Here is a 20,810-nt window from a genome sequence, read left to right on the forward strand (position 1 = left end):
TTTTATAATTTTTAAAATATGTTATCTCAGTTCGTAATCTCAGTCAGAGAAAATTTTACTCAGACTTGAACACAAGTTTACGGCGAATAAGTTAATGTAACACAAAACACAACTATCTGGCTATGTCGTTTCAAGGAAAACAATATGAGTATCTGGATCACACTGCAGATATCAAGTTCCAGGCTTATGGAAAAACTAAGGAAGAAGTATTCGAAAATGCGGCTCTCGCTATGTTCAATGTTATAATTGATACAGAAAAAGTCTCTGGAAATACCTCAAGGGAAATATTTCTTAAGTCGCCTGACCTTGAATCCCTGCTTGTGGACTGGCTTTCCGAGCTTTTATATCTATTTGAAGTTGATGAAATCGCGTTCAGGGAGTTTCGGGTTGAAAAAATCAAGGAAGAAAAAGATGAATACTCAATAACAGCTCAGGCACTGGGCAAAAAATACGATCTTGAAAGCCTCCCCTTTGAGACTGAAATTAAAGCTGTTACCTATAACCAGTTAGAAATAACGAAGACTGCTGACGGCTGGAAGGCTCAAATAGTTGTGGATATTTGAGGGAGTAGAAGTTTTCTTCCTACCTGGAACTGGCTTCCCGGATACTGGCTCTTTCTTCTCTAACCATTTGCGCCATGCATATCTTCATGTATAGGAATTATTATCCTATCCTTCAATATAAAACTCAAGTACTATAATATTTCAAGCATATCTCAAGTTGAGTTATCTAGTCCTGAATTGATTCAGTCATATTTAGATCGATGTTGTTATATCGAACCGATCTTAATCAGGCGTTTCCAAAATTCATTGTGGTTTTAATCCAGCCTGACACAGTGTATCTTGATTATATTTCCAAGTAATTTGCAGAATCCTCGGGAAACAGAAGGTAAATCAGTAGTTCCAGAATTATATATAAAGCATAAAGGAACAGGGAGCATAAACCATGGTAGAAAATGAAGATACGGCTATTGAGGAATTAAGCACGGAAAATGTACAGGAGGATGTAAGGGGTATGGTAAAGAAGCTTTCCGAAAACGAATGGGAGATTCCTGTAGGGCACATCCCAAATATGCGGGTTCCGGGCCGCCTGTTTGTATCCAGAAATTTGCTTGAAGGCATTGAACCTGGAACTATTGACCAGATTGCAAATGTGGCAACTCTCCCTGGCATTCAAAAGTATTCCATGGCAATGCCTGATGCTCATCTTGGCTATGGTTTTGCTATAGGGGGGGTTGCGGCTTTTGATGTAGAAGAAGGGATTATCAGCCCGGGCGGGGTGGGCTTTGATATCAACTGTGGGGTAAGGCTCATTCGTACTAACCTTCAGAAGGAAGAGGTAATTCCGAACATAAAGAAGTTAACTGACGAGCTTTTTAATAATGTGCCTGCAGGTGTTGGTTCCAAAAGTCGGATCAGAGCTTCTGACCAAGAACTGGACAGTGCCTTTCTGGAAGGGGCGAGATGGGCTGTAGAGGCCGGGTATGGCGTGGAAGCTGATGTCGAACACTGTGAGGCAAACGGGTATATGGAGGGGGCCGATCCTTCCCAGGTAAGCACGAAAGCCAGAACTAGGGGAAAACCTCAGTTAGGAACTCTCGGAAGCGGCAACCACTTCCTTGAGGTTCAGTATGTTGATAAAATCTATGATCAGGAAATGGCTTCAACTTTTGGACTTGAAGAAGGCCAGGTTACGGTAATGATCCACTGTGGCTCAAGGGGGGCAGGGCACCAGATTTGTACTGACCACCTGAAGGAACTTTCTCAGGCTGTAAAGAATTATAAAATTGAAATTCCGGACAAACAGCTTGCCTGTGCCCCTGCCCAGTCAAGGGAAGCCCAGAACTATTTTAAAGCCATGCTCTGTGCTGCAAATTATGCGTGGGCAAACCGTCAGATAATTACTCACTGGACAAGGGAATCATTTGAAAAGATATTTAGAAGAGATGCTGACGACCTGGGCATGAATCTGCTTTATGACGTTGCTCACAATGTGGCAAAACTTGAAAAACATATCGTGGATGGAAGGAAAAAAGAGGTATATGTGCACAGGAAAGGGGCAACAAGAGCCTTTCCTCCAGGCCATCCTGAAGTTCCGGCCGTGTACAGAGATGTAGGGCAACCGGTTTTGATTCCTGGAAGTATGGGTACACCCTCATTTATATTATGCGGTTCAGAAGAAGCTATGAATGTTTCTTTCGGTAGTGCCTGCCACGGGGCCGGCAGGGTCATGAGTAGAGCACACGCAAAAAAAGAATTCCGCGGACAGAGCATAAAAGAAAACCTCGAAGCTCATGGTATTACAGTAAGAGCCACACACCCATCAGTAATTGCAGAAGAAGCTCCAGGTGTATATAAGTCTAGCAGCGACGTAGTAAATGTCGTGCACGAACTGGGCATTGCCCGTAAGGTCGCAAGAGTTCTTCCTTTAGGGGTTGCAAAAGGCTAAGTGAGAAAACAGTCTGATCGTTAAATAATAAACGTTAGAAAATGTAGGCTTTAGATATTGAAGCTTTCGTGAAAACTTTAGCCTAAGGGCTGAAGTTTTAACCCTTAATTTATTTTAAACTCTCTTTAAAATAATATTAGGGAATCAATTGATCTGGTACATAGAAATTTGAATTTCTTAGTATTATTCGGGTTCTTCCATTTTTTCCATTAAAAGTAAATCCGAATTGTCAGGTTCTCGTCCTTGGAAGAATCTAAATACAATCATACTTGAATACGAGAATGCCTTAAAAGGCGTGCCATTTTCCCTGAATATGTTTGAAAAATATCCAACAAGGTTACGAATAACCCTTTCATCCTTGAAGTCATGAAAAATGGTTACTGATTCGTTTCCAGGTTCAAGGGAGATTTCTATATTTTTAACAAGCTGGGTTGCAAGGTACATTTTTCTGAAATGAACCAGCAGTTCTGGAAGAGTCATATCACTTACCGACTGCTTGCAAAGGCGCTCAATGATTTTTGTCGGGTTTGGGACTTCTCCTGTTGCAAAAACTTCAAACTGACTCCGATGGAGAGTCACGAGATTGAACCTCTCAGCATTATAAGTATACATAAGCTGAGTCCAGAATTCGGTATTGTCGTCTAGTTCCTTACATAAAACATCAAGATATCCAAAGTGTTTTCGGATTCCGGGCATAATCTCATTCGAAGAGACAGATGCGTTCTTTTTGAAAGAGATTTGAGTCGAGTTTGATCTCCTGAAAACATGCTCAACATCAAGCTGTCTCCATCTGGAAAGAAAATGAGCCACCAGCTGGGCAAAAAAATCTCTGCTGTTTACAGTAGAGTTTGAAATAAGCACCAATGCAGATTCAGGATTATTAATATCTTCGCACTTTATTGAAGTTCGAATTGCCCATTGATAGCTTCTGGAAACTCTGTTAAGATAATCCTCTAATTGTTTCATGTCCTGAATTTCAAACGGATTGATAAGCTCATTAACAAGTTCTTCATCAGTAAGCCTACCCCTGGTACACCTGAACAACCATTCAAGCATTGTTGTATTTATAACAATATTTTCTCCACTCTGGATAGTCTCATTTAACTCTTCTTTTGCAGGAGTTTCTTTTAAAAATTCGATTGCTTCCTCAATACTTTTATGATTTGTAAGAGCTGTATCCGCAACTTCAATGGTGTCCCTGACTGCAGCGCTTAAATTCCCATTATTGGCATCCAGAAGGGGCTGTAACTTTTTAAGGTACTTATCATCCAGGGATATGTTCTTTCTGATCAGCATATTTTCCACCCGATGTATTCGGTTTCCTGGCTCTTTATGCTATGATCCGTTTTGATACCCGTAAGATCAGGACTATTATATAGCTTCGGTTAAAAAGTGAGAAAAAATTTATTTATAAAGAAGTACTTTGTAAATCCAAAAGTTTTTACTTAGAGCCTTATTTATGTTACTGGTAAGTGCTACCGAATCTTAAATCTTTCTATTTAGTACTACTTCTTTATGAACAAAATCGGTACATATTACACGAATTATTCCTATAGATCTTGATGTGTTATTACAATATTTTCATACTTATAAATTTTGTCGATTTACTTGGATGCACATGTTTATATTTTGTCGTACTTTCGAATCTTGATTTGATTTTCAGTCAAATGTTAAAAGTGAAAAGCTTGACAAATTAACAGAAATCAATGACACCAGTTCACAACTCTTTATATATATATGTTAAGAGAGTGTACGACATGTAAATCAAAAAAGTTCTAATGTATATTGGACTGCTATAACCTGGAAGATTGCGTTATTGATTTCACCCTGTCCTTGCAAGTTTGTCTAACCTTTTATTGTTTACCCTAATTAATCTCAAGAGCATCAGTTGAAGGTCATAGGTTGACATTTTCGAAAGCTGTGTGTTTAGGAGTAGATTATGGCTCTTGCTTTAAGCACAGGGTAAAAACTCACAGGTTATTATTAGTTATCCTGAAAACTCACGATCTTCAAAGGCGATAACAGTCCCAAAAAGCGAGTTTGGGAGTGGATTCATAAGTACCTGGCAAATTAAGATGGAATTGTTTGGCTAGCCAGGTACTTTTCTCCCGAGAAAGTGACATAAACCTTTAGGAAATATTTTATCGTTTTTCCTTTCGGGTTCATCCATGGCATATTCTTTTTGACTGACATAAATTCATATTTTTCTGATTCGCTTGAGAATTAGGTTTTCTCTGGCCTATCAAAACATCTTATCTCCAGGTAAGTCTGGATGTTCTAAAAGTAGACAAATAGAACTAAGTTTTCCCGAAAATGACAAGTAATAAGGTCAGAAAGGTAAAGAGAATAAAAGACTAAATTAGATAAAAAGCTACAAAAATATTCAAAAGAAGAAAAAAGCAAAGGAAATTTTCCTCTGCTTTTGAGTCCTGAGACTCTTTTTAATTTTGTTTTTTTGCTTATGTCAGCTTGGTTACCGGGTGGTTTGCCAGGTCTGCGATCTCGACGCCAAGATCCTTTGCAGTTTCTCCAAGCATGATGTCGACCATTGCAACAGCCGGGAAAATATGGTTGACGTTCTCGATAGGACCATAGAGCAGGTAGTCGGAACCTGCAATCTGGGCTACCAGGTTGGTACCAATGTCTGCAGGCATGTAGATTGCCTTGGGGTCAGGCTGGGTCTTCTTGAATTTGCGGAGCCAATCCCATGCAGAAGCCATGTTGTGGTATCCACCGCCGATTGGCAATCCGAATTTTGCTTTCATTGTGGGTATCGAGCGGATAGTAGGGCCAGAACCTGCACCAAGAGGCATTGCCGCGACATCGATTAAGGGATACTCGATTCCACATTCTTTTGCGATCTGAAGCATTCCTTTTGTTAATCCAGAACCACCGACTTCAAGAATGTCCATCTTTCCTTTTACGGTTGGATCAGTTGCGTTGAAAGCCAGAACGATTGAAGCTTTTACGTCGCTTTCTGTGAGGATATCGATTTCTTCCTGTTCAATACTTGCGTTGATCGAGTTGTGAATTGCCCTGTCTGCAACACCGATTTCGGTACAGTGCTGAGCTGCGGCTGCACGCACATTTCCGGCTGAGGAGTCAATCAGGAAAGGTGTCCTGTCGTCGATCTCAACAAACCAGTCAATGTAGCGATTAATTGATTCGGGGGTTTCTCCTACAATTTGGTTTACATAGGGGTTTCCTGTGGCATCGCTCATTGAGACCTGGGTGTTCCAGAGGGTTTCTGCAGCAGCCCTGTCGAAGATACCCTTGTCTTCATCGGTCACAATCTTGTGCCTTGCATAGAACATAGTACTGACTAACACGGTTGGGAATTCACCCGGCTGTCCACCGAACTTAACTCCGCCGATTTCAAAAACTTCCTGTTTCTTGTCAAACTTGAACATTTTGATCCCTCACTTAAATGAACATTGATGATACAAAGGTATACAGCAGGAAGAGCAGCAGGCCAATGACTCCACCGTACAGAATTCCAATATCCCTTCCTACTTTCTTTCCTATTTTTTGTGCAACTTCACTGTTGACAAACTCAATCTTCTCATCGATCTTATCGAGCCTTTTCATTACTTCGTTAAATTCACCTGGCTCTACAAACGCTGCTGGTGCTTTTCCATCCATATTATTCACCTCACCAGACAAGTAACGGGAGTACAATGACCATCAGCAGCGAAAAGATGAAACCTGCTGCAAAGCCGACTATTCCGGTAGCCGCAACCCCGGAGTCAAGCTTCTGGTTTCTCGCAATCAACTGTGCTCTATATCGAATGCTCTCAAGAGTAGCATCAATTGCACCCATCTGAGGAGCAAGCACCATTGGTACGCCTTTATCGTATTCTTCTGCCATTTTCATACCCTCCCTATTAGTAATAATCCAAGCAGGGATATGGTTATTGTCAACCCTATCATGGCGCCTTCGATCTTTCCTGCGTGAACTCCTGAGTGGAACTTGTTCAAGTTTCCTATATCCATCATGCGGGCTTCGATTGCCTTCAGTCTGCTGCGGATAACTGCAATTTCCCCGGAGACCGGCCTGACAACGCCGCCTTCTTCTTCTTCTTCACCTGCCTCACTGATCTCAACAATCATAGGTTCTGCATCAAAAGCACCCGGGTCTTTTGAGGCGAGTTCTCTCACTTTGGAAGTAATGGCACCCATATCCTCGGTATCAATAAGGTTGACAGTCTGAACCTGTTCCTGGAAACGGGCAATTGCGGCTGCATCCAGGTTTTCGACATATGGAATTGCACCCAGTGCCCCTGAAATCCTGTTGTCTTTTACACCATTTGCGTGAAGGCTCAGGATTGACTGTCCGATAATGTGTCCTTTAACCTCAGAGCCAGTTACAAGCAGGTATCTGATGTTAGGGTTTGAGATAATGTGAGCAACTACCTTTTCAATACCGAGGTTTTCAGTTTTACATGATCCGGTAACGGCTGCTCCTGCATCAAGGATTGGATTTCCGGGAAGGTGTGATCCGCAGGTAATTACCAGTACGCAGTTCTTGACATTGCCTACTTCATATTCACCTTTCAGGATAGGCCATCCTGGGGCTGGTTCTCTCTTATCTGCCATTTTACACCACCCCTTTCATCAAACTTGATATATAAATGATAAGGGCCAGTAGCCCGCTGAAGGCAAGACCTACAACGACTCCGTAGAAAGAGTTTCCGTAAATTCCTGCCACGTAGGAGGTATTCTCACGGCCTGGCCAGGAATTAAGGAGCGGTTTGCTGGGCGAAAGGGAATTCAGCAGGTCATCTGCAATTGTATCCAGTTTGTCCATTCTCTCAAAGACGGGCTCCATGGAATACTGAATCGAGTCTTTCCGTTCTTGTGTCACGGTTCCCGTTTCCGGGTCCATAACTAAATTTAACTCGGGAGCTATTCTAACCATGCTCATTGTAGTTCCTCCGCACTTGGCAGCAGACCGGTTCCAACCACTGCATATGCATCTCTCTTAATAAGTGCATAGTGCTTGTTGAAAGCAACATACCAGATGACAATTCCTATAAGCATGTTTAAGCCAGCAGCCATTAATCCTTCATGGAGTGAAGAGGCAAAGCCTGTAATTATTAGTGCAATGGCTCCCTTTTCAACAGCAAGCATAAGGGTTCTGTCCTGCTTCTCATCAGGTCCCAGGCTAGCGTTGAAGGGATGAAGGATTCCCATACCACCTATAATGAAGATCAGTGCAATGTATCCGTTTGCGACTACATATTGAACGACTGCAGCATAATCAAAGGACCCAGCAATGACGACGCTCAACCCGAGAATTACAAGAGTACCTGCGCCTGCAATCTCTACCATAGCCTGTTCCATAATAGGGATACCCATGCCGATTACCCTGTTTGAGAGAGCACCGATTACACCACCTATAATTGCTGCAACAATGAAAGCAACTATAGGCCCTGCAATACCTCCTACTGCAAGTCCGAAGAGGGCTGCTATAATACCCATACCAAGGGCCAACATACCAATTGATGGGACACCTGTACCGAGACCGTAGCTTGCAACACGCCTGACAGCATCAGCACCCCAGACTGTTGCACAGATTGCTCCAAGTCCTCCGAAGAAGGAATATGCTGGAGGTGCGAAGTGACCAAGGTAAATCCCGACAAGGCCGCCAACTATACCTAAAGCCATTATATTTTGTGGAGAATATCCGCCTTTAGCTCCTCCTGCTCCACCTACAGACATATTAAATACCTCCTAGCTGTGCGATTGCAATTACCGCCACGATAGCACACAGTAGTGTTGCTATGAGGGAAGAAATTACCGCCTTTGGCCATTTTTTGAATTTCGGATCGTGGAACCCTTCAATTGTACCTCCTATGTTATAGGAAGGAATTACAGCGTTCACAAAGAAAATGCCTATTGCAAATATTGCTGCAACTGCTACAAGCGCGTTGCCTGTGACTGAATTGGTAACTCCAGAACCCTGCAGGCCTACGCTCATACCCACTTCGATGAGTGAATAATAAACAAGGGAACCTCCAATTCCACCAAGCGCAGCGCCGATAACTCCGCTTACAAAACTGACTGTAGGGAGTCCGTGCCCTTCAGTACCCTGGGATACATACAGATCCTGCCTGTACTTTGTAAAAGGATCATACTTTACTTTTGCGGAAGAAGGCACACATCCTACACCATATACATAGACCCAGGTACCGACAATCATGGTCACAGCGATCATGATCATTGCACCCACTGCTCCTGAGGCAAGAATCAGGGCAAGGTTGTCTGTTACGTTCATCATGAAGCCTGCACTAACAAGTCCTGTCAGACCTGCGCCTGCTGCCAGCTGCACTGTACCGGTACCGATACCTGTCGCCTGAGCCATAGCTGCCGGTGCACCACCTACAGGCACGAAGTGAACACTCCAGGAAATAAGAGCGCCGCCGATAGTGATGGCGATCATCCAGATGATGTTTCCTAAGATAGCGTCCATCATGCTGAAGCCTCCTCAGACTTGTCTTCCTTGTAAGGCCCAAATGCCTTGCGGGCTCCAACTTCGATTTTCCAGTTCCAGATAATTAAAATAAGGACAATAACAACACCTGCAATAACAGAAAGCCATCCCATGGTCAGGCCTTTTGCAGGATCAAAAATAGTGGTTATCCAGCTTCCCAGGAATACGGTCATACCAAAAGCAAGCCCTGTAACAGGACCTCCAAACTTAGCACAGAACCAGGAGTTATCAAAACTATTCCTCAGCCCAGATTCGGCATATCTTACAATATTTCCTGAGTTTGAAGCGTTCAGTCCTGAACCGAATTCAAACTGCTGGAATTCACGCTCTGCACCGTAGTGAACATCGCCTGTTGACGATCCGATTGCACCTACTGTGATACCCCAGATAAAAGCCAGCATAGTTAGCGGGAAGGGGTGTCCGAGTACAACGGTCATCAAATATGATACCACTAGAACACAGAAAGTAGTTATGAACGAATATCCCATAATTGCAGGGGTGTGAGATCTTATCATATCAAGATAAATCGGTTGCTTGAACCGACTCTGACTAGCACATCTACCCATTGTAGCAGTTACCGAAAAGGTACCATGTACGCATGCTGCAATGAGGGAACCAAATACCAGTGCAAATAATGGGGAAAGTGTAAATTCACTAATTAATACTGTTGCAATGGCTGCACCAATAGAACACATTAATGCATTAGATGGTGGTTCTCCAGATATTGCTTTGTTGTATATTCTGTGGGGAAACATCATTTGGGGAGCTAACTGCACCTGAGAGTTAGGGTTACTCTGCGAGCCTATATCAGATTCCAGGTCTTCCGAGGCACCTGCAATGGTCGCAGCCACTCCGATAAGTGCAAGCACTCCCATGCTTATGAGTGGTTCCATTCATTTTCCTCCTTTATATTATTACATGTAATAAATTGGATTCAAAAAACGCTGTACATTTTTTTGAAATCGTCTGCCATATCATTACAAATAAATATGATTATGACGCGCGTTAATTTTTTGATTAGAGAGGATCATTCATAAACCTTTCGAAATATGTAGGCTTTTAAAATATTATTAGATAGGCATATAATATATAATCAATTTTATAAGACAGATAAAGCTGGTTAAAATAAACAAAATCTTATATTTATATAAATAAAAAAATTCTACTTTTTCCAATATAATATAAAGATTCCGATTATAAATAATAAATTTTTTTTGTTTAGATTTAAATATATAATTTTTATTTTTATATTAATGAGTTTTCCGCTGTAGTTTTTATAATATTGAATAATATAAAATGTAAATTGTGTTAACTTCATCGTGTACTCGAATAAAAAAATAAAATATGTTTTCTGAACATAAAGTGCAAATTATTTAATACTGTATATATTATTAATAAAATATATTTATCACAAGAAACTATATATTTATTTTAAAGAATTGTTATAAATAATATTATACTGTTTCCCAGAAAACATTTATTTATATATAAATATGTTGGCTGACAATAGCCTAATTTTATCCTATTAGTAGCATGAGAAAGTTTGGCTACAATTTAAGAGAAACTTCCTTCATGTTTTTAATTTGATGACAATGTTGGTCAATTATTTATAAAAGTCACACAAACTTTAGTTCTGCAAGTAGCAGAAAAGGATTTTATATTTAATTTCCTTGCATAATGTGTGATTCTAGGAGCTTCATCCTTTACCAGCCCCCCTGAGGATTTAAAGGAACATGTTGAGTCAATAGAGTTATATATTCCCAAACTTGGAATCTACAATGGCTCAGCGCTTGAAATAGAAAAGCTTGACAGAGTGCTTGACGAAATCTCGATCTATGATTTTGCAGTCACAGTTCATGCCCCTTACTTTGCGGGAGATTTGAAATATCCTTCAGCTCTCCAAGTTGACACTGCACAAATGGGCAAGAGAGAATTTACCCTTATGGAAGAATCAATTGCACTTGCAAGCCGGATCGGAGCCTCTGTTGTGGTAATACACCCAGGCAGGGTTGGCCATGATAGGGAAAAATCTTATTTCTCCATGGTCAAAAACCTTAACAAGCTTGCATCCGTAGCTGAAGATTACGGAGTTACTATAGGTCTTGAAAATAAGGAAGGTACAGATCCTTCGAACTTTTGCTGTGAGGCCGAAGAGCTTTCCCAGACCATAGAGGCTGTGGATTCAGGACACCTGAAAGCTACCTTTGATATAGGACACGCAAACCTTACCTGCGGAGGCAATCCAGAGAAGCTAAGGAAATTTGTCCGAACCTTGCAGGAACATATAATTCATCTTCACCTGCATGATAATAGTGGACAATGGACAGAAAAATACGATGGAGATGAACACATGGCTCCTGGAGAAGGTTGTGTGGACTTTTCAGTCTTGAAACTGCTTTCTGGATATAGAGGGGTCTACAATTTTGAAGTATTTTCCCTTGAAGACCTCCTTTTTGGAAAAAAGACCCTTGAAAACGCCTTAAAGCTTTAAAATATATTAAAATTGTAAAAAAGAGAAGCAAAGGTTCGACTAAGAACCTTAGCTTACTTGGGACCCAGATCATTTAAAAGTAATCCAGTTTAATTCCTTTCTGGCCAAATACTTTTTTCAACTCTTCATAAGCCGTGAAAAGCTCTTTTCTCTGCCTTCCGAGAGTTTCAAGTCTGGGCTCTGCTTTGAGCCAGATATCCCTCTCTTCGGTACCTCTTGTAACTGCAACACAAGCGAGCATGTCTCCATGGGTCAATCTATATATTGAATCAAGCCCTGTAGGCGTTACCCAGGCAGGGGAGATTGTCTTAAGCTTTTCAACTAATTCTTTCCAGCTAATATTTCCAGAAATATGAAGGTTGAGCTGGAGGTGAACACGTTCTCCTGTAACTTTCTCATCTAGATTTTCAAGGAAAACGCCATATTCAGGATCTTTTTCACTGATATCACGTGCCTCATAGCGGGCAAGTTCTTCCGCCTCTTCTTCGAAGAAAGGCGCAAGGTTCACCTTGCTTGAGGGTTTTGTCATAAGGGAAACTCCAAAGAAAGCGATTGCACTCAGAGCCATTCCTACGATAACTCCATGGCCCATGAGAACCGGGTGAATACTTTCCAGATAATTAGTAGCAAAAGGAGGGGTATATATCAGGTCAAGTGCCACAAGGGCCACCTGAGCAATAAACCCTACCACCATGCCTGCAAAAGCTCCTTCCTTGGTAGCTCGCTTCCAGTATAGCCCGCCCATAAGTGGAAAGAAGTAAGAGGAACTTGCAACGAAAGTTGCGATGTGAATGGCATCAATAATGTTGGTGATGACAAATGAGCCTGCTGTTGCAGCGACTATAATAAACAGTACACTGATCCTGTTTACCAGCATCATTTCCTTCATTGTGGCATCCGGATTTATATATCTCTGGTAAATATCCCTTGAGATACAGGATGCCCCTGAGGTTGAAAAAGTGTCCGTACAGGACATGGAAGCTGCTGCGAGCCCTATTGCACTGAAAGCTATTATTGCAGGTGAAGAGACAAAGCGTTCAACGACAAAGGATAAGAGTGCGGGCTCTGCAAGGGCCATTCCTGCAGGATAACCCATTTCTGCGATTTCAGGGTATATATTGTTGAGGGCTATTGCGATTACAGCACAGGCTGCAAAGACAACAGTGATCATAAGAGCACCAATTGCCATTCCCAGACTGGCAGATTTTCCATCTTTTGCAGCCCAGATTTTCTGCCAGGGATCCTGTTCCGTGATCCAGCCTGGGATTAAGGCAAGGGAAAAGATCAGAACCATCGGAAGGCCGATTGAGAAGGGATTCCACCAGTCTCCTGATACGTTTCCAAAAAGCTCTGAAGCACTTATCGCAACAGTGCCGAGGCCTCCTTCAGCGACTGTTCCTACTGCTGCGAAAGCCATTCCTACTGCAAAGATAGCAAGGAAAGTGAACTGGATTGTATCTGTCCACATTACTGCATAAAGTCCTCCGAGAGTTACATAAATGGAAACAGCAGCTGCAATTATGATTGCAGCATATAAAGGATCAAGGCCGTAGAAGGTCTGCAGCACAAGGGAAAGCCCTGTGATGTCAGATACTGCAAAAAGAATCATTACAACAGTGATTATCACAGCAATTGGCAATCTGACTATACTACCATAACGTTGTTCCAAGAGTTCAGGCTGGGTGATTGCAGGCAGGTTCTTGATCTTCCTTACAAGCACAGCAAGGAAAAGAAGAGCTATGATGTTCGGAGCTACAAAAACCCAGATAGAGCCCATTCCTTGAAGCATATAATATCCTACAACAGCAAGAATCCCGCCTGCTGTAAGCCAGGACGCTGCTGCAGAAAAACCCAGGACTGGAGCTCCAATCTCACGGCCAGCCAGCCAGAAGTCTGTGATGGATTTTTGTCTGTTATTAAAATACCAGCCAATAGCCACAAGCGAGGCTATATAGACTGCGAGCACTATAAGGAAAATACTATAACCATCCATAAATAAACCTTCAAAAATATTAGTTAACACTTATGAGTAATTCGTTTTGTCGAAACTTTAGGTATATTATTTAATTCATGAAATATAGGACTTTTTATATATTGGCATTGTATCAACATGTGAATAAATAAACTTTTACTATCATTACAAGATTTATTTAATTCTTTACAGTCTTATGAACTCTGTTTTTTAGTTTACACAAGTTAACTTGAATTAAAATCATTTTTATGATTCTTATTTCGATTTTTTTATTTCATTATTTTTAATTTTCACTTTTTCCTTTTATAATCCTTATTTCTATTTTTATTTCTTTTTAAGAAATTTTCAGGTTACGTTTGTATTTTCAATTATTATTCAGTAGTATATGAGTGAAATAAAGGGTTATTATGACATCAATTCCTTTTTTCCCAAATATTACTTCTTTATTGTAAAAAAACTGTTATTTTTTCTCAACAAAGTTTATATTTGTTATGTTCAAAAACACATAACTATGAAAGTTAAAACCAGCGTTTTCAAATTGATAGCAGTCCTCTTGATACTGCTTGTATTTGCCGGCATAGGCTGTGTTGGCGATAAAACGGAGAACAAAAGTACGAACTCGACAGAAAACACCTCTGGGAATGTCTCTGCAGGCGGAGGAACGGTCCTGAAGGTTTTCTATGCAGGAAGTTTGGGCAAACCTTTTGAAGAGCTTGAAGCCGAGTTTGAAACCCAGCATCCTGGAGTCGATGTCCAGCGAGAAGCTGCAGGCAGCGCACAGAGTATAAAAAAGATAACCGAACTGGGGAAAAAGGCTGACGTTCTTGCATCTGCCGATTATGCCCTGATCCCATCCATGATGATACCTGAATATGCTGACTGGTACGTGGATTTCGCAAGAAACCAGATGGTAATTGCCTACACGAATGAAAGTAAATACAGTGACGAAATCAACGCGAATAACTGGTATGAAATCCTCAGGCGGCCTGATGTTCGCTATGGTTTTTCCAACCCAAACGATGATCCTGCAGGATACAGGTCACAGATGGTAACCCAATTAGCTGAGTTTTATTATAATGACAGCCGTATCTACGATGACCTGATTCAGAATTATACCGGTATGACTACAACTACAGATGAAAATGGGACAGTTCTTGTGCATGTGCCTCCATCTGAAGAAATTTCTCCGAACACCAGTAAAATTATGCTTAGGAGCATGGAAGTTGAACTTATTTCTGCCCTTGAAACAGGGGAAATTGACTACTTCTACATTTACCGGAGTGTCGCTGAGCAGAATGGTTTCAAATACGTGGAACTTCCACCTGAAATTGACTTAAGTTCACTGGATTATGCTGACAATTACTCAAGGGTTCAGGTAGAAATGGCAAATGGAGAAGTGGTTACAGGATCTCCTATTGTTTACGGCATAACCATCCCGAAAAATGCCGAAAATCCGGAACTTGCTGCTGAGTTTGTTAAACTTCTCCTCGAAGAGCCAGGCCAGCAAATATTCATAAAGAACGGCCAGCCTCCGATTGTTCCTGCGATTGCCGAAGGAAAAGATAAAATGCCTGAAGAGTTACAGTCTCTTGTAGAATAAAAACAAGTCAAAAGAAAGTGAAAACTATAAGGTAAAGTAAAAAACGTTAAGATAAAATGAAATTAAGATAAGATGAAAGTCAGAACACAGAAGTCATGAAACTCTTTAAAACAAAAACGGCAATAAAAGGGTATAAGAATGAAAGCCTTAACTCGAAAAACCAGGAAACTTGAGCCTCTGACTTTCGTTTTTTCCCTTTTACTGCTTGTTCTCTTTCTGTTTATATTCGTAACCCTTTCAAATATGATTTTCGGGCAAATTTTTGACGATTTCCAAGGACTTCTTGAAGCTGCAGAAAATAGCGCTGTTATAAGGTCGATTTTTCTTTCGCTGTATGCAGGCTTTCTGGCAACCCTTCTTGCCCTTTTTCTCGGAGTACCTACTGGTTACATTCTCGCAAGGTTTGATTTTCCTGGAAAACGGCTGATTGAAAGTGTTATTGATGTGCCTGTAGTAGTCCCGCACACAGTTGCAGGAATAGCTATTCTTACGGTTTTCGGGTCAAAAGGGCTTATTGGTGGCCCTCTTGGAGCCTATATACAGTTTCGGGACGCACTGCCAGGAATTATCGTTGCAATGCTTTTCGTCTCCTTGCCGTACCTAGCCAATTCCGCAAGGGAAGGGTTCAAAAGCGTTGATCCCAGACTTGAGAATGCGGCTCGTTCCCTTGGCGCTCCTCTCTGGAAAGCCTTTCTCTTTGTAACCTTACCTCTCTCAGCAAGGCATATTTTAATAGGGTCCATAATGACCTGGGCAAGAGCTATCAGTGAATTCGGGGCCGTCGTGCTGATCGCCTATTATCCCATGATAGGGCCAACTCTTATCTATGACCGATTTCTTTCCTATGGCTTGTCTGCATCCAGACCTATAGCCGTGCTGCTTATCCTGGTAATGCTCTCCATATTCATAATCATAAGGATTCTTTCTGCAGGCTGGAGTATATATGATAGAGATTGAGTCCCTTTCAAGAAAATGGAAAAATTTTGCTCTGGAGAAATTGAGCCTTAGAATTGATTCAGGGGAATATTTTGTGATCCTTGGGCCGACAGGAGCCGGAAAAACCCTCTTTATGGAGTTAATAGCCGGCTTTCACTCCCCGGATTCCGGTAAAATTCGGATTGATGGAAAAGAGGTAACACACCTGCCTCCTGAAAAACATGAGCTTGCTTTTGTCTACCAGGACTACTCACTTTTTCCTCACATGAGCGTGAAAAAAAATATTGAATTTGGCATGCGGATGAAAAAAATAAGATCAAAGGAAAAGCTCTTTGAAATTGCCAGGGATCTGAAAATCGCTCACCTGCTTGATCGCCATCCTCTTACACTTTCGGGGGGAGAACAGCAGAGAGTTGCTCTTGCAAGAGCCCTTGTGACTGATCCGAAAATTCTGCTTCTGGATGAGCCCCTGAGCGCACTGGATCCCAGGACACAGGAAAATGCCAGAGAGCTACTCACAACTATCCATAAAAATAAAAAATTGACTGTGATGCATATTACCCATGACCAGACAGAAGCCCGGATAATGGCTGACAGGATCGCGATAATAATGGACGGAAAACTTATGCAGGTAGGGGTTCCAGAAGAGATCTTCGAAAAACCGGTTGACAGCCAGGTAGCCAGCTTTGTAGGGTTTGAGAATATGCTGAACGGCAGGGTAATCTCTGCGGACCGTGGCCTCCTAAAGATTGAAGCCGGGGAGATAATTATTGATGCTTTAGGAGATATTGAAGTTGGGAGCCAAGTATCTGCCTTTCTGAGGCCTGAAAACATAGCTTTAAGTAAAACTTCCGCACAATCCAGCGTGAGAAACTCTTTACAGGGCAGAGTTACCGAAGTCTGGATGCTGGGAGCTCTTGTTCGGGTAAAAGTTGATTGCGGAGTTCTTCTTAATGCCCTCATAACCCGACAATCGGCAGAGGAAATGGGTATTGTTCCCGGAATCCCTGTCTTTGCCCAGTTCAAGGCAAGTTCTGTCCATGTACTCCGGTAAAAAGGTGAAAATCTGTGAAAGCAAGAACAAAGCTCTGGTTTACTGAAGAAGGAAAAACCGTCATGGGTGCTGGAAGAGCTGAGTTATTGAGGATAATAGAAGAAGAACACTCACTTCGGAAAGCCTGCAAGAAACTCGGGATCTCATATAAACACGCCTGGATGATGCTTAAGAAAATGAATGAGGCTCTAGGCGAACCTGCAATCGTAACAGTACGCGGGGGAAAAAACCAGGGTACCTTCCTGACCGATCTTGGAAGAAAGATGCTGGCTGAGTATGATACAGGCAAACAGTTTATTAATAAAACTATAGAAGATGAAACCGCCTGGGAAAATTTAAGTTTTAAGTTATCAGCCAGGAACCAATTGCCAGGTAAAGTGCTTGAAGTGGAAAAAAACGAGCTTGTTTGTAAAATTACAATTGAAGTTGAACCCTCAACTATAACCTCAGTAGTTACCAAGGAAGCTGTAGAAAAACTTGACATCAAACCTGGAGACAAAATTTATGCGGTCATCAAATCGACCGAGGTAATGGTTGCAAAACCTACCAATGAAAAAAGCAGATAAAAACCAACTCTAAAAATTAGCTTTTAAGATAGATATTTTTCACAATTCATGAGTGAACTATAAATTAAATTTATAGTTTTCTCTTTATTCAGAAAAGAATTGTAGTTTCTTTAGTAAAGTAATTTACAGTTATCCCAACTAAAAATACAGTTAAAAAACAGTAATTTTTGATAAAACTCCTCATGTATATATTAAAATTCTCCATAGAGATGCTTTATTGTCAATTTGAATACATTTTTAATAATTTGATTATATATTTGCACTCTTCCCATTTACATAATAATTCTTTGCAAATTCAAATAAAGATGTCCATTTGAAATTTTAGTTTAGTAGAATAGGTGAGACTATCATATTTTTTAAGTTATTGCTGCAAAAATTTAATAAATCAAGCGAGCAAAATAAAGGATAATTTATTATTTTCTGGTCTTTTAAGTAATATGGGGATTACTCAATTTTGAAAAATTATTATCCTTTGTGTCCAGAAAATAATAAAAATATTCAAATTAAGAAAAAGAGGTGAAAAGTATATGAGTGTATCTGCTAAAGGGGAAAGATATCTTTGTGAGATATGCGGTAATGAGGTTGTAGTAGAAGAAGTCGGAGGGGGAACTCTTGTTTGCTGTGGTCAGGAGATGACTCTTATTAATGAGGAATAAAGTCATCCATATAACTAATAATTTTATACTTGCATCTTAACCTAATTTTTGGTTAACATAATTTATCTTACCTGGGGAAAAGCTTATGAAATGTTACGAATGCGCCAGAGAAGGAAAAGATACAGATGCTGTTGGGATCTGTATTGCATGTGGTAGAGGGGTTTGCAAAGAGCATCTTATCCGTGAGGAAACTCCTGTCTGGGAAGGAAATTATCCAATTGAACTGAAGCCTGACCTTGAGCACATAAAAAGGATTATGTGTTTTCCCTGCCGTGAAGCCCTGAAGGAAAACTGCCTATTTAATGAGGTTTGCTGAGGTGGCCAAGAATGCTGAAATGTTATGATTGCTCAGAAGAGGATAAAGTAAATGAGGCAGTAGGTGTTTGCATTGTCTGTGGAAAAGGCCTCTGTATGAAACATATCAAACAAGTAGATGTATCAATGAAAGGGGGGTATCCATTGCCCCATTTGACGCTAAAGAAAGATCTTCCTAGAATGATGTGCCGTGAGTGTATTGACGCCACTCTTGGAGAGGGAGGCTGTGTTTAAAACAAGCTGATCTCAAAATTTCGATCATTCGTTATTTAGACTAAAAGCAGATTTTCCATTTAGTTTATAGTTTTCTACTGCTAAATAATCAAGAAGAATTAGAAATAGTCTTGGAATGAACATTAGAAAAAATCATTTGAAAAAGATATAATTTATATCTTTTTTAAATTTAAAAGTTAAACGTTGAATACAGATATAAAAATTATAGTAACTTACAGGTAGGTGGCATAATTTGGCAGACCATAAAGATGTAGTTGAGAGTATAGAAAAGAAAATGGGATTTAAGCCTCATATTCTAGAAACGCTTGAAGAACTTGATCCTGAGTTTCTTACAAAGTACAGACGTTGTGATGGAAAATTATTATCTGATGGAGCTCTGCCTGCAAAAACAAAAATCCTTATGGCTCTTGCAGTTGTAGCATCTAAACAGTGTGAGGCCTGTACGGTGGCACAGATGAAAAGCGCTCTTAACCATGGAGTTACTAAAGAAGAAATAATGGAAGCAATGGATGTTATCTTTCTTACTTCAGGAGCTCCAGCTGTTGCTGCTTGCCGAGAAAGCCTTAAATTATTGAAATAAAATAATAAAATGACTTCTTCAATTTATTTTTTTTAGAATAGATTGTACGACAGATATGGGCAGACACCTGGTTTATAGGGACTCCCATATATCAGGGAACCGTGATAGAAAAATAGTGTACTTTTTTAGGGTAACTGTTAATTTCTTCAATTCCTAAAAAAGGAAAAATGATAAATCCAAGAATTCAGAATTAAGATAAACTCTTTATGCTTAATTTTATGCTGTATTTCAAGCTATATTTTTGAAACTGATTTTTAAAAGATTGAGAAAAAAATTTATCTGTATAAAAAAACAAAGTGCCATTCCGGCTTGAGTTAGTTTTCAAACCGAAAGGCATAGTGTTGACTGCTATTACAAAGTCTTTTTCTTTTTTGAATCTTTTATTTCGACCGCTTACTCCTGTTTCCTTTTCCTGAAGACTACAAACAGGGCTGCAAGAGCCATGAATGTAATTCCTGTTCCAAGCTGGTATCCCGGAAGCTTCTTTTCAGCAGGCAAGACTTCAGTGTTTATTTTAACACTATCGGAAATTTGGTCGTGACCTTCTGTATCTTCATAGAGGACTTCGCTGTTTAATGAGTAAGGTTTCGGGGTTGCGGTCTCGTCCACATCCATATCAAAGACTGCTACAGCACTTTCTCCAGGTTTCAGGTTTCCGAGGTAAGCCTGGTCGTCGGTTGTACTGAAGGGGTCGCTGGCACTGACTCTTACAGTTGCATCATTTGCAGGTTCTTCACCTACATTCTTATAGGTCACTTCAAGCATACCACCTTCATCAGGGTAAAGGTTGCCTGTTACATTTGTGACCTCAAAGTAAGGTTCATTCTTTACCTGCACAAATACTGTCTGGTTCTCGGTTGCGTTTTCGTACCAGATACCTACTCCCTGATTAGTCACCATACCAGTGGAAGTATCGTACTCATCTCCACTTACCTGCACGTTGTTCTGGTATTTGTACGAAAGATTCAGGTTCAAGGGATATGTACCTGCAGGAGTTTTTTTACTAATTTCAATGGTGAACTTAGTAGGGCTTGCTCCCTGTTTACCCTGCTCAAGGGTACCTGCCTGCTGAGGACCAGATTTTACTTTTATATATGGATTGTCAGATTCAAGAGTTGCAAGAATCCCAACAGCTGTCACAGCCTGAGTTTCGTACTTCATTTCAGACTGTTGAAGAACAGTATCAACGGCAGTGTCAGCGTCCTTTTCAGATTCAAAGCCGCTGATAACTCCTTTGTTAACAAGTCCAAAGTTCAAGGTAACCGTATCTCCTCTGGAGTACTCGTTATCTCCAATCACACTGGCTTCGATCTGAGGTCCTCCATAGACTGTGTAGTAGTTGTCATCAAGATCAAAATTTTCAGATATGGCTGCCTCTACAGGCACAGTTGCAAGCAACATCATAAAAACGGTTGCAATTGCAGCGATACTCCCTTTTTTAATCATTCTTATCACCTGAAGTATT

The 20,810-nt window shown here is 40.7% G+C and carries 22 protein-coding genes; 11 read left to right on the forward strand and 11 right to left on the reverse strand.

The genetic code is table 11. From position 1 onward, the window contains the following. The first annotated feature begins 122 nt into the window (after positions 1-122). Together BP861_RS07095 and BP861_RS07100 are read left to right on the forward strand one after the other, a co-directional pair. Positions 123-563: an archease gene (locus BP861_RS07095; RefSeq protein ID WP_292373896.1), complete on the forward strand. Its 441-nt coding sequence runs from the start codon at positions 123-125 to the stop codon at positions 561-563. 382 nt (positions 564-945) lie between these two features. After that, positions 946-2,448 carry an RtcB family protein gene (locus tag BP861_RS07100; RefSeq protein WP_292373898.1) on the forward strand — a complete coding sequence of 501 codons (1,503 nt, stop codon included), beginning with the start codon at positions 946-948 and terminating at the stop codon, positions 2,446-2,448. 183 nt (positions 2,449-2,631) lie between these two features. On the opposite strand, the gene BP861_RS07105 is transcribed toward BP861_RS07100, so the two are convergent. The 9 genes from BP861_RS07105 to mtrE all read right to left on the reverse strand — a co-directional run bounded on the left by BP861_RS07105 (position 2,632) and on the right by mtrE (position 9,834). Beyond that, on the reverse strand, positions 2,632-3,744 hold the full coding sequence (locus BP861_RS07105) for a hypothetical protein (protein WP_292373899.1): 1,113 nt from the start codon (positions 3,742-3,744) through the stop codon (positions 2,632-2,634). 1,163 nt (positions 3,745-4,907) lie between these two features. Then, positions 4,908-5,858, reverse strand: coding sequence for a tetrahydromethanopterin S-methyltransferase subunit H (gene mtrH / locus BP861_RS07110; RefSeq protein WP_292373901.1), 951 nt, complete (start codon positions 5,856-5,858; stop codon positions 4,908-4,910). 13 nt (positions 5,859-5,871) lie between these two features. Then, the gene (gene mtrG, locus BP861_RS07115) at positions 5,872-6,090 is read right to left on the reverse strand and encodes a tetrahydromethanopterin S-methyltransferase subunit MtrG (RefSeq protein WP_292373903.1); all 219 of its coding nucleotides are present in this window, start codon (positions 6,088-6,090) and stop codon (positions 5,872-5,874) included. A 10-nt stretch (positions 6,091-6,100) separates the two neighbouring features. Next, the gene (locus BP861_RS07120; RefSeq protein ID WP_292373905.1) at positions 6,101-6,322 is read right to left on the reverse strand and encodes a tetrahydromethanopterin S-methyltransferase subunit F; all 222 of its coding nucleotides are present in this window, start codon (positions 6,320-6,322) and stop codon (positions 6,101-6,103) included. After that, positions 6,319-7,044 carry a tetrahydromethanopterin S-methyltransferase subunit A gene (mtrA, locus tag BP861_RS07125; protein ID WP_292373907.1) on the reverse strand — a complete coding sequence of 242 codons (726 nt, stop codon included), beginning with the start codon at positions 7,042-7,044 and terminating at the stop codon, positions 6,319-6,321. The genes BP861_RS07120 and mtrA overlap by 4 nt, the downstream gene beginning before the upstream one ends. A 1-nt stretch (position 7,045) precedes the next feature. Then, positions 7,046-7,372, reverse strand: a complete 327-nt coding sequence (locus BP861_RS07130; RefSeq protein WP_292373910.1) for a tetrahydromethanopterin S-methyltransferase subunit B — start codon at positions 7,370-7,372, stop codon at positions 7,046-7,048. Further along, positions 7,369-8,169, reverse strand: a complete 801-nt coding sequence (gene mtrC / locus BP861_RS07135; protein WP_292373911.1) for a tetrahydromethanopterin S-methyltransferase subunit MtrC — start codon at positions 8,167-8,169, stop codon at positions 7,369-7,371. Before mtrC ends, BP861_RS07130 begins: the two co-directional genes overlap by 4 nt. A gap of 1 nt (position 8,170) precedes the next feature. Then, the gene (gene mtrD, locus BP861_RS07140) at positions 8,171-8,923 is read right to left on the reverse strand and encodes a tetrahydromethanopterin S-methyltransferase subunit D (protein ID WP_292373913.1); all 753 of its coding nucleotides are present in this window, start codon (positions 8,921-8,923) and stop codon (positions 8,171-8,173) included. Then, on the reverse strand, positions 8,920-9,834 hold the full coding sequence (gene mtrE, locus BP861_RS07145; RefSeq protein WP_292373915.1) for a tetrahydromethanopterin S-methyltransferase subunit E: 915 nt from the start codon (positions 9,832-9,834) through the stop codon (positions 8,920-8,922). Before mtrE ends, mtrD begins: the two co-directional genes overlap by 4 nt. A 788-nt stretch (positions 9,835-10,622) precedes the next feature. Here mtrE and BP861_RS07150 point away from each other — a divergent pair. After that, positions 10,623-11,432 carry a sugar phosphate isomerase/epimerase family protein gene (locus tag BP861_RS07150; RefSeq protein ID WP_292373917.1) on the forward strand — a complete coding sequence of 270 codons (810 nt, stop codon included), beginning with the start codon at positions 10,623-10,625 and terminating at the stop codon, positions 11,430-11,432. A gap of 73 nt (positions 11,433-11,505) precedes the next feature. Here the strand turns inward: BP861_RS07150 and BP861_RS07155 are convergent, their stop codons facing one another. Continuing rightward, the gene (locus tag BP861_RS07155) at positions 11,506-13,425 is read right to left on the reverse strand and encodes a sodium:solute symporter family protein (RefSeq protein ID WP_292373919.1); all 1,920 of its coding nucleotides are present in this window, start codon (positions 13,423-13,425) and stop codon (positions 11,506-11,508) included. Between the two features lie 490 nt (positions 13,426-13,915). On the opposite strand from BP861_RS07155, the gene wtpA reads away from it, so the two are divergent. From wtpA to BP861_RS07195, 8 genes are all read left to right on the forward strand, one after another. Beyond that, the gene (gene wtpA, locus BP861_RS07160) at positions 13,916-15,004 is read left to right on the forward strand and encodes a tungstate ABC transporter substrate-binding protein WtpA (protein ID WP_292373921.1); all 1,089 of its coding nucleotides are present in this window, start codon (positions 13,916-13,918) and stop codon (positions 15,002-15,004) included. 138 nt (positions 15,005-15,142) lie between these two features. Continuing rightward, positions 15,143-15,961, forward strand: a complete 819-nt coding sequence (locus tag BP861_RS07165; protein ID WP_292373922.1) for an ABC transporter permease — start codon at positions 15,143-15,145, stop codon at positions 15,959-15,961. Then, positions 15,948-16,994, forward strand: a complete 1,047-nt coding sequence (locus BP861_RS07170; protein WP_292373924.1) for an ATP-binding cassette domain-containing protein — start codon at positions 15,948-15,950, stop codon at positions 16,992-16,994. Before BP861_RS07165 ends, BP861_RS07170 begins: the two co-directional genes overlap by 14 nt. Before the next feature lie 14 nt (positions 16,995-17,008). Continuing rightward, positions 17,009-17,560, forward strand: a complete 552-nt coding sequence (locus BP861_RS07175) for a molybdenum-dependent transcriptional regulator (protein WP_292373927.1) — start codon at positions 17,009-17,011, stop codon at positions 17,558-17,560. Between the two features lie 527 nt (positions 17,561-18,087). Beyond that, the gene (locus tag BP861_RS07180) at positions 18,088-18,216 is read left to right on the forward strand and encodes a desulfoferrodoxin FeS4 iron-binding domain-containing protein (RefSeq protein WP_292373928.1); all 129 of its coding nucleotides are present in this window, start codon (positions 18,088-18,090) and stop codon (positions 18,214-18,216) included. Positions 18,217-18,301: 85 nt separating this feature from the next. Continuing rightward, positions 18,302-18,532 (forward strand): DUF2180 family protein, encoded by a 231-nt coding sequence (locus BP861_RS07185; RefSeq protein ID WP_292373929.1) that lies wholly within the window; start codon positions 18,302-18,304, stop codon positions 18,530-18,532. Between the two features lie 11 nt (positions 18,533-18,543). Beyond that, complete coding sequence (locus tag BP861_RS07190; protein ID WP_292373930.1) at positions 18,544-18,765, forward strand: DUF2180 family protein; 222 nt, start codon at positions 18,544-18,546, stop codon at positions 18,763-18,765. A gap of 232 nt (positions 18,766-18,997) precedes the next feature. Next, a complete protein-coding gene (locus BP861_RS07195) occupies positions 18,998-19,345 on the forward strand; it encodes a carboxymuconolactone decarboxylase family protein (RefSeq protein ID WP_292373931.1) in 348 nt (115 codons plus the stop codon). Positions 19,346-19,738: 393 nt separating this feature from the next. Here BP861_RS07195 and BP861_RS07200 read toward each other — a convergent pair whose 3' ends face one another. Beyond that, on the reverse strand, positions 19,739-20,809 hold the full coding sequence (locus tag BP861_RS07200; RefSeq protein ID WP_292373932.1) for a COG1361 S-layer family protein: 1,071 nt from the start codon (positions 20,807-20,809) through the stop codon (positions 19,739-19,741). Between the last annotated feature and the right edge of the window lies 1 nt (position 20,810).

This window comes from Methanosarcina sp. UBA411, assembly GCF_002495725.1.
Lineage (GTDB): Archaea > Halobacteriota > Methanosarcinia > Methanosarcinales > Methanosarcinaceae > Methanosarcina.

Coding starts and splice junctions, on each gene's coding strand:
- BP861_RS07095 (WP_292373896.1), top strand. CDS start 123: ATGTCGTTTCAAGGAAAACAATATGAGTATCTGGATCACACTGCAGAT.
- BP861_RS07100 (WP_292373898.1), top strand. CDS start 946: ATGGTAGAAAATGAAGATACGGCTATTGAGGAATTAAGCACGGAAAAT.
- BP861_RS07105 (WP_292373899.1), bottom strand. CDS start 3,744: ATGCTGATCAGAAAGAACATATCCCTGGATGATAAGTACCTTAAAAAG.
- mtrH (WP_292373901.1), bottom strand. CDS start 5,858: ATGTTCAAGTTTGACAAGAAACAGGAAGTTTTTGAAATCGGCGGAGTT.
- mtrG (WP_292373903.1), bottom strand. CDS start 6,090: ATGGATGGAAAAGCACCAGCAGCGTTTGTAGAGCCAGGTGAATTTAAC.
- BP861_RS07120 (WP_292373905.1), bottom strand. CDS start 6,322: ATGAAAATGGCAGAAGAATACGATAAAGGCGTACCAATGGTGCTTGCT.
- mtrA (WP_292373907.1), bottom strand. CDS start 7,044: ATGGCAGATAAGAGAGAACCAGCCCCAGGATGGCCTATCCTGAAAGGT.
- BP861_RS07130 (WP_292373910.1), bottom strand. CDS start 7,372: ATGAGCATGGTTAGAATAGCTCCCGAGTTAAATTTAGTTATGGACCCG.
- mtrC (WP_292373911.1), bottom strand. CDS start 8,169: ATGTCTGTAGGTGGAGCAGGAGGAGCTAAAGGCGGATATTCTCCACAA.
- mtrD (WP_292373913.1), bottom strand. CDS start 8,923: ATGATGGACGCTATCTTAGGAAACATCATCTGGATGATCGCCATCACT.
- mtrE (WP_292373915.1), bottom strand. CDS start 9,834: ATGGAACCACTCATAAGCATGGGAGTGCTTGCACTTATCGGAGTGGCT.
- BP861_RS07155 (WP_292373919.1), bottom strand. CDS start 13,425: ATGGATGGTTATAGTATTTTCCTTATAGTGCTCGCAGTCTATATAGCC.
- wtpA (WP_292373921.1), top strand. CDS start 13,916: ATGAAAGTTAAAACCAGCGTTTTCAAATTGATAGCAGTCCTCTTGATA.
- BP861_RS07165 (WP_292373922.1), top strand. CDS start 15,143: ATGAAAGCCTTAACTCGAAAAACCAGGAAACTTGAGCCTCTGACTTTC.
- BP861_RS07170 (WP_292373924.1), top strand. CDS start 15,948: ATGATAGAGATTGAGTCCCTTTCAAGAAAATGGAAAAATTTTGCTCTG.
- BP861_RS07180 (WP_292373928.1), top strand. CDS start 18,088: ATGAGTGTATCTGCTAAAGGGGAAAGATATCTTTGTGAGATATGCGGT.
- BP861_RS07185 (WP_292373929.1), top strand. CDS start 18,302: ATGAAATGTTACGAATGCGCCAGAGAAGGAAAAGATACAGATGCTGTT.
- BP861_RS07190 (WP_292373930.1), top strand. CDS start 18,544: ATGCTGAAATGTTATGATTGCTCAGAAGAGGATAAAGTAAATGAGGCA.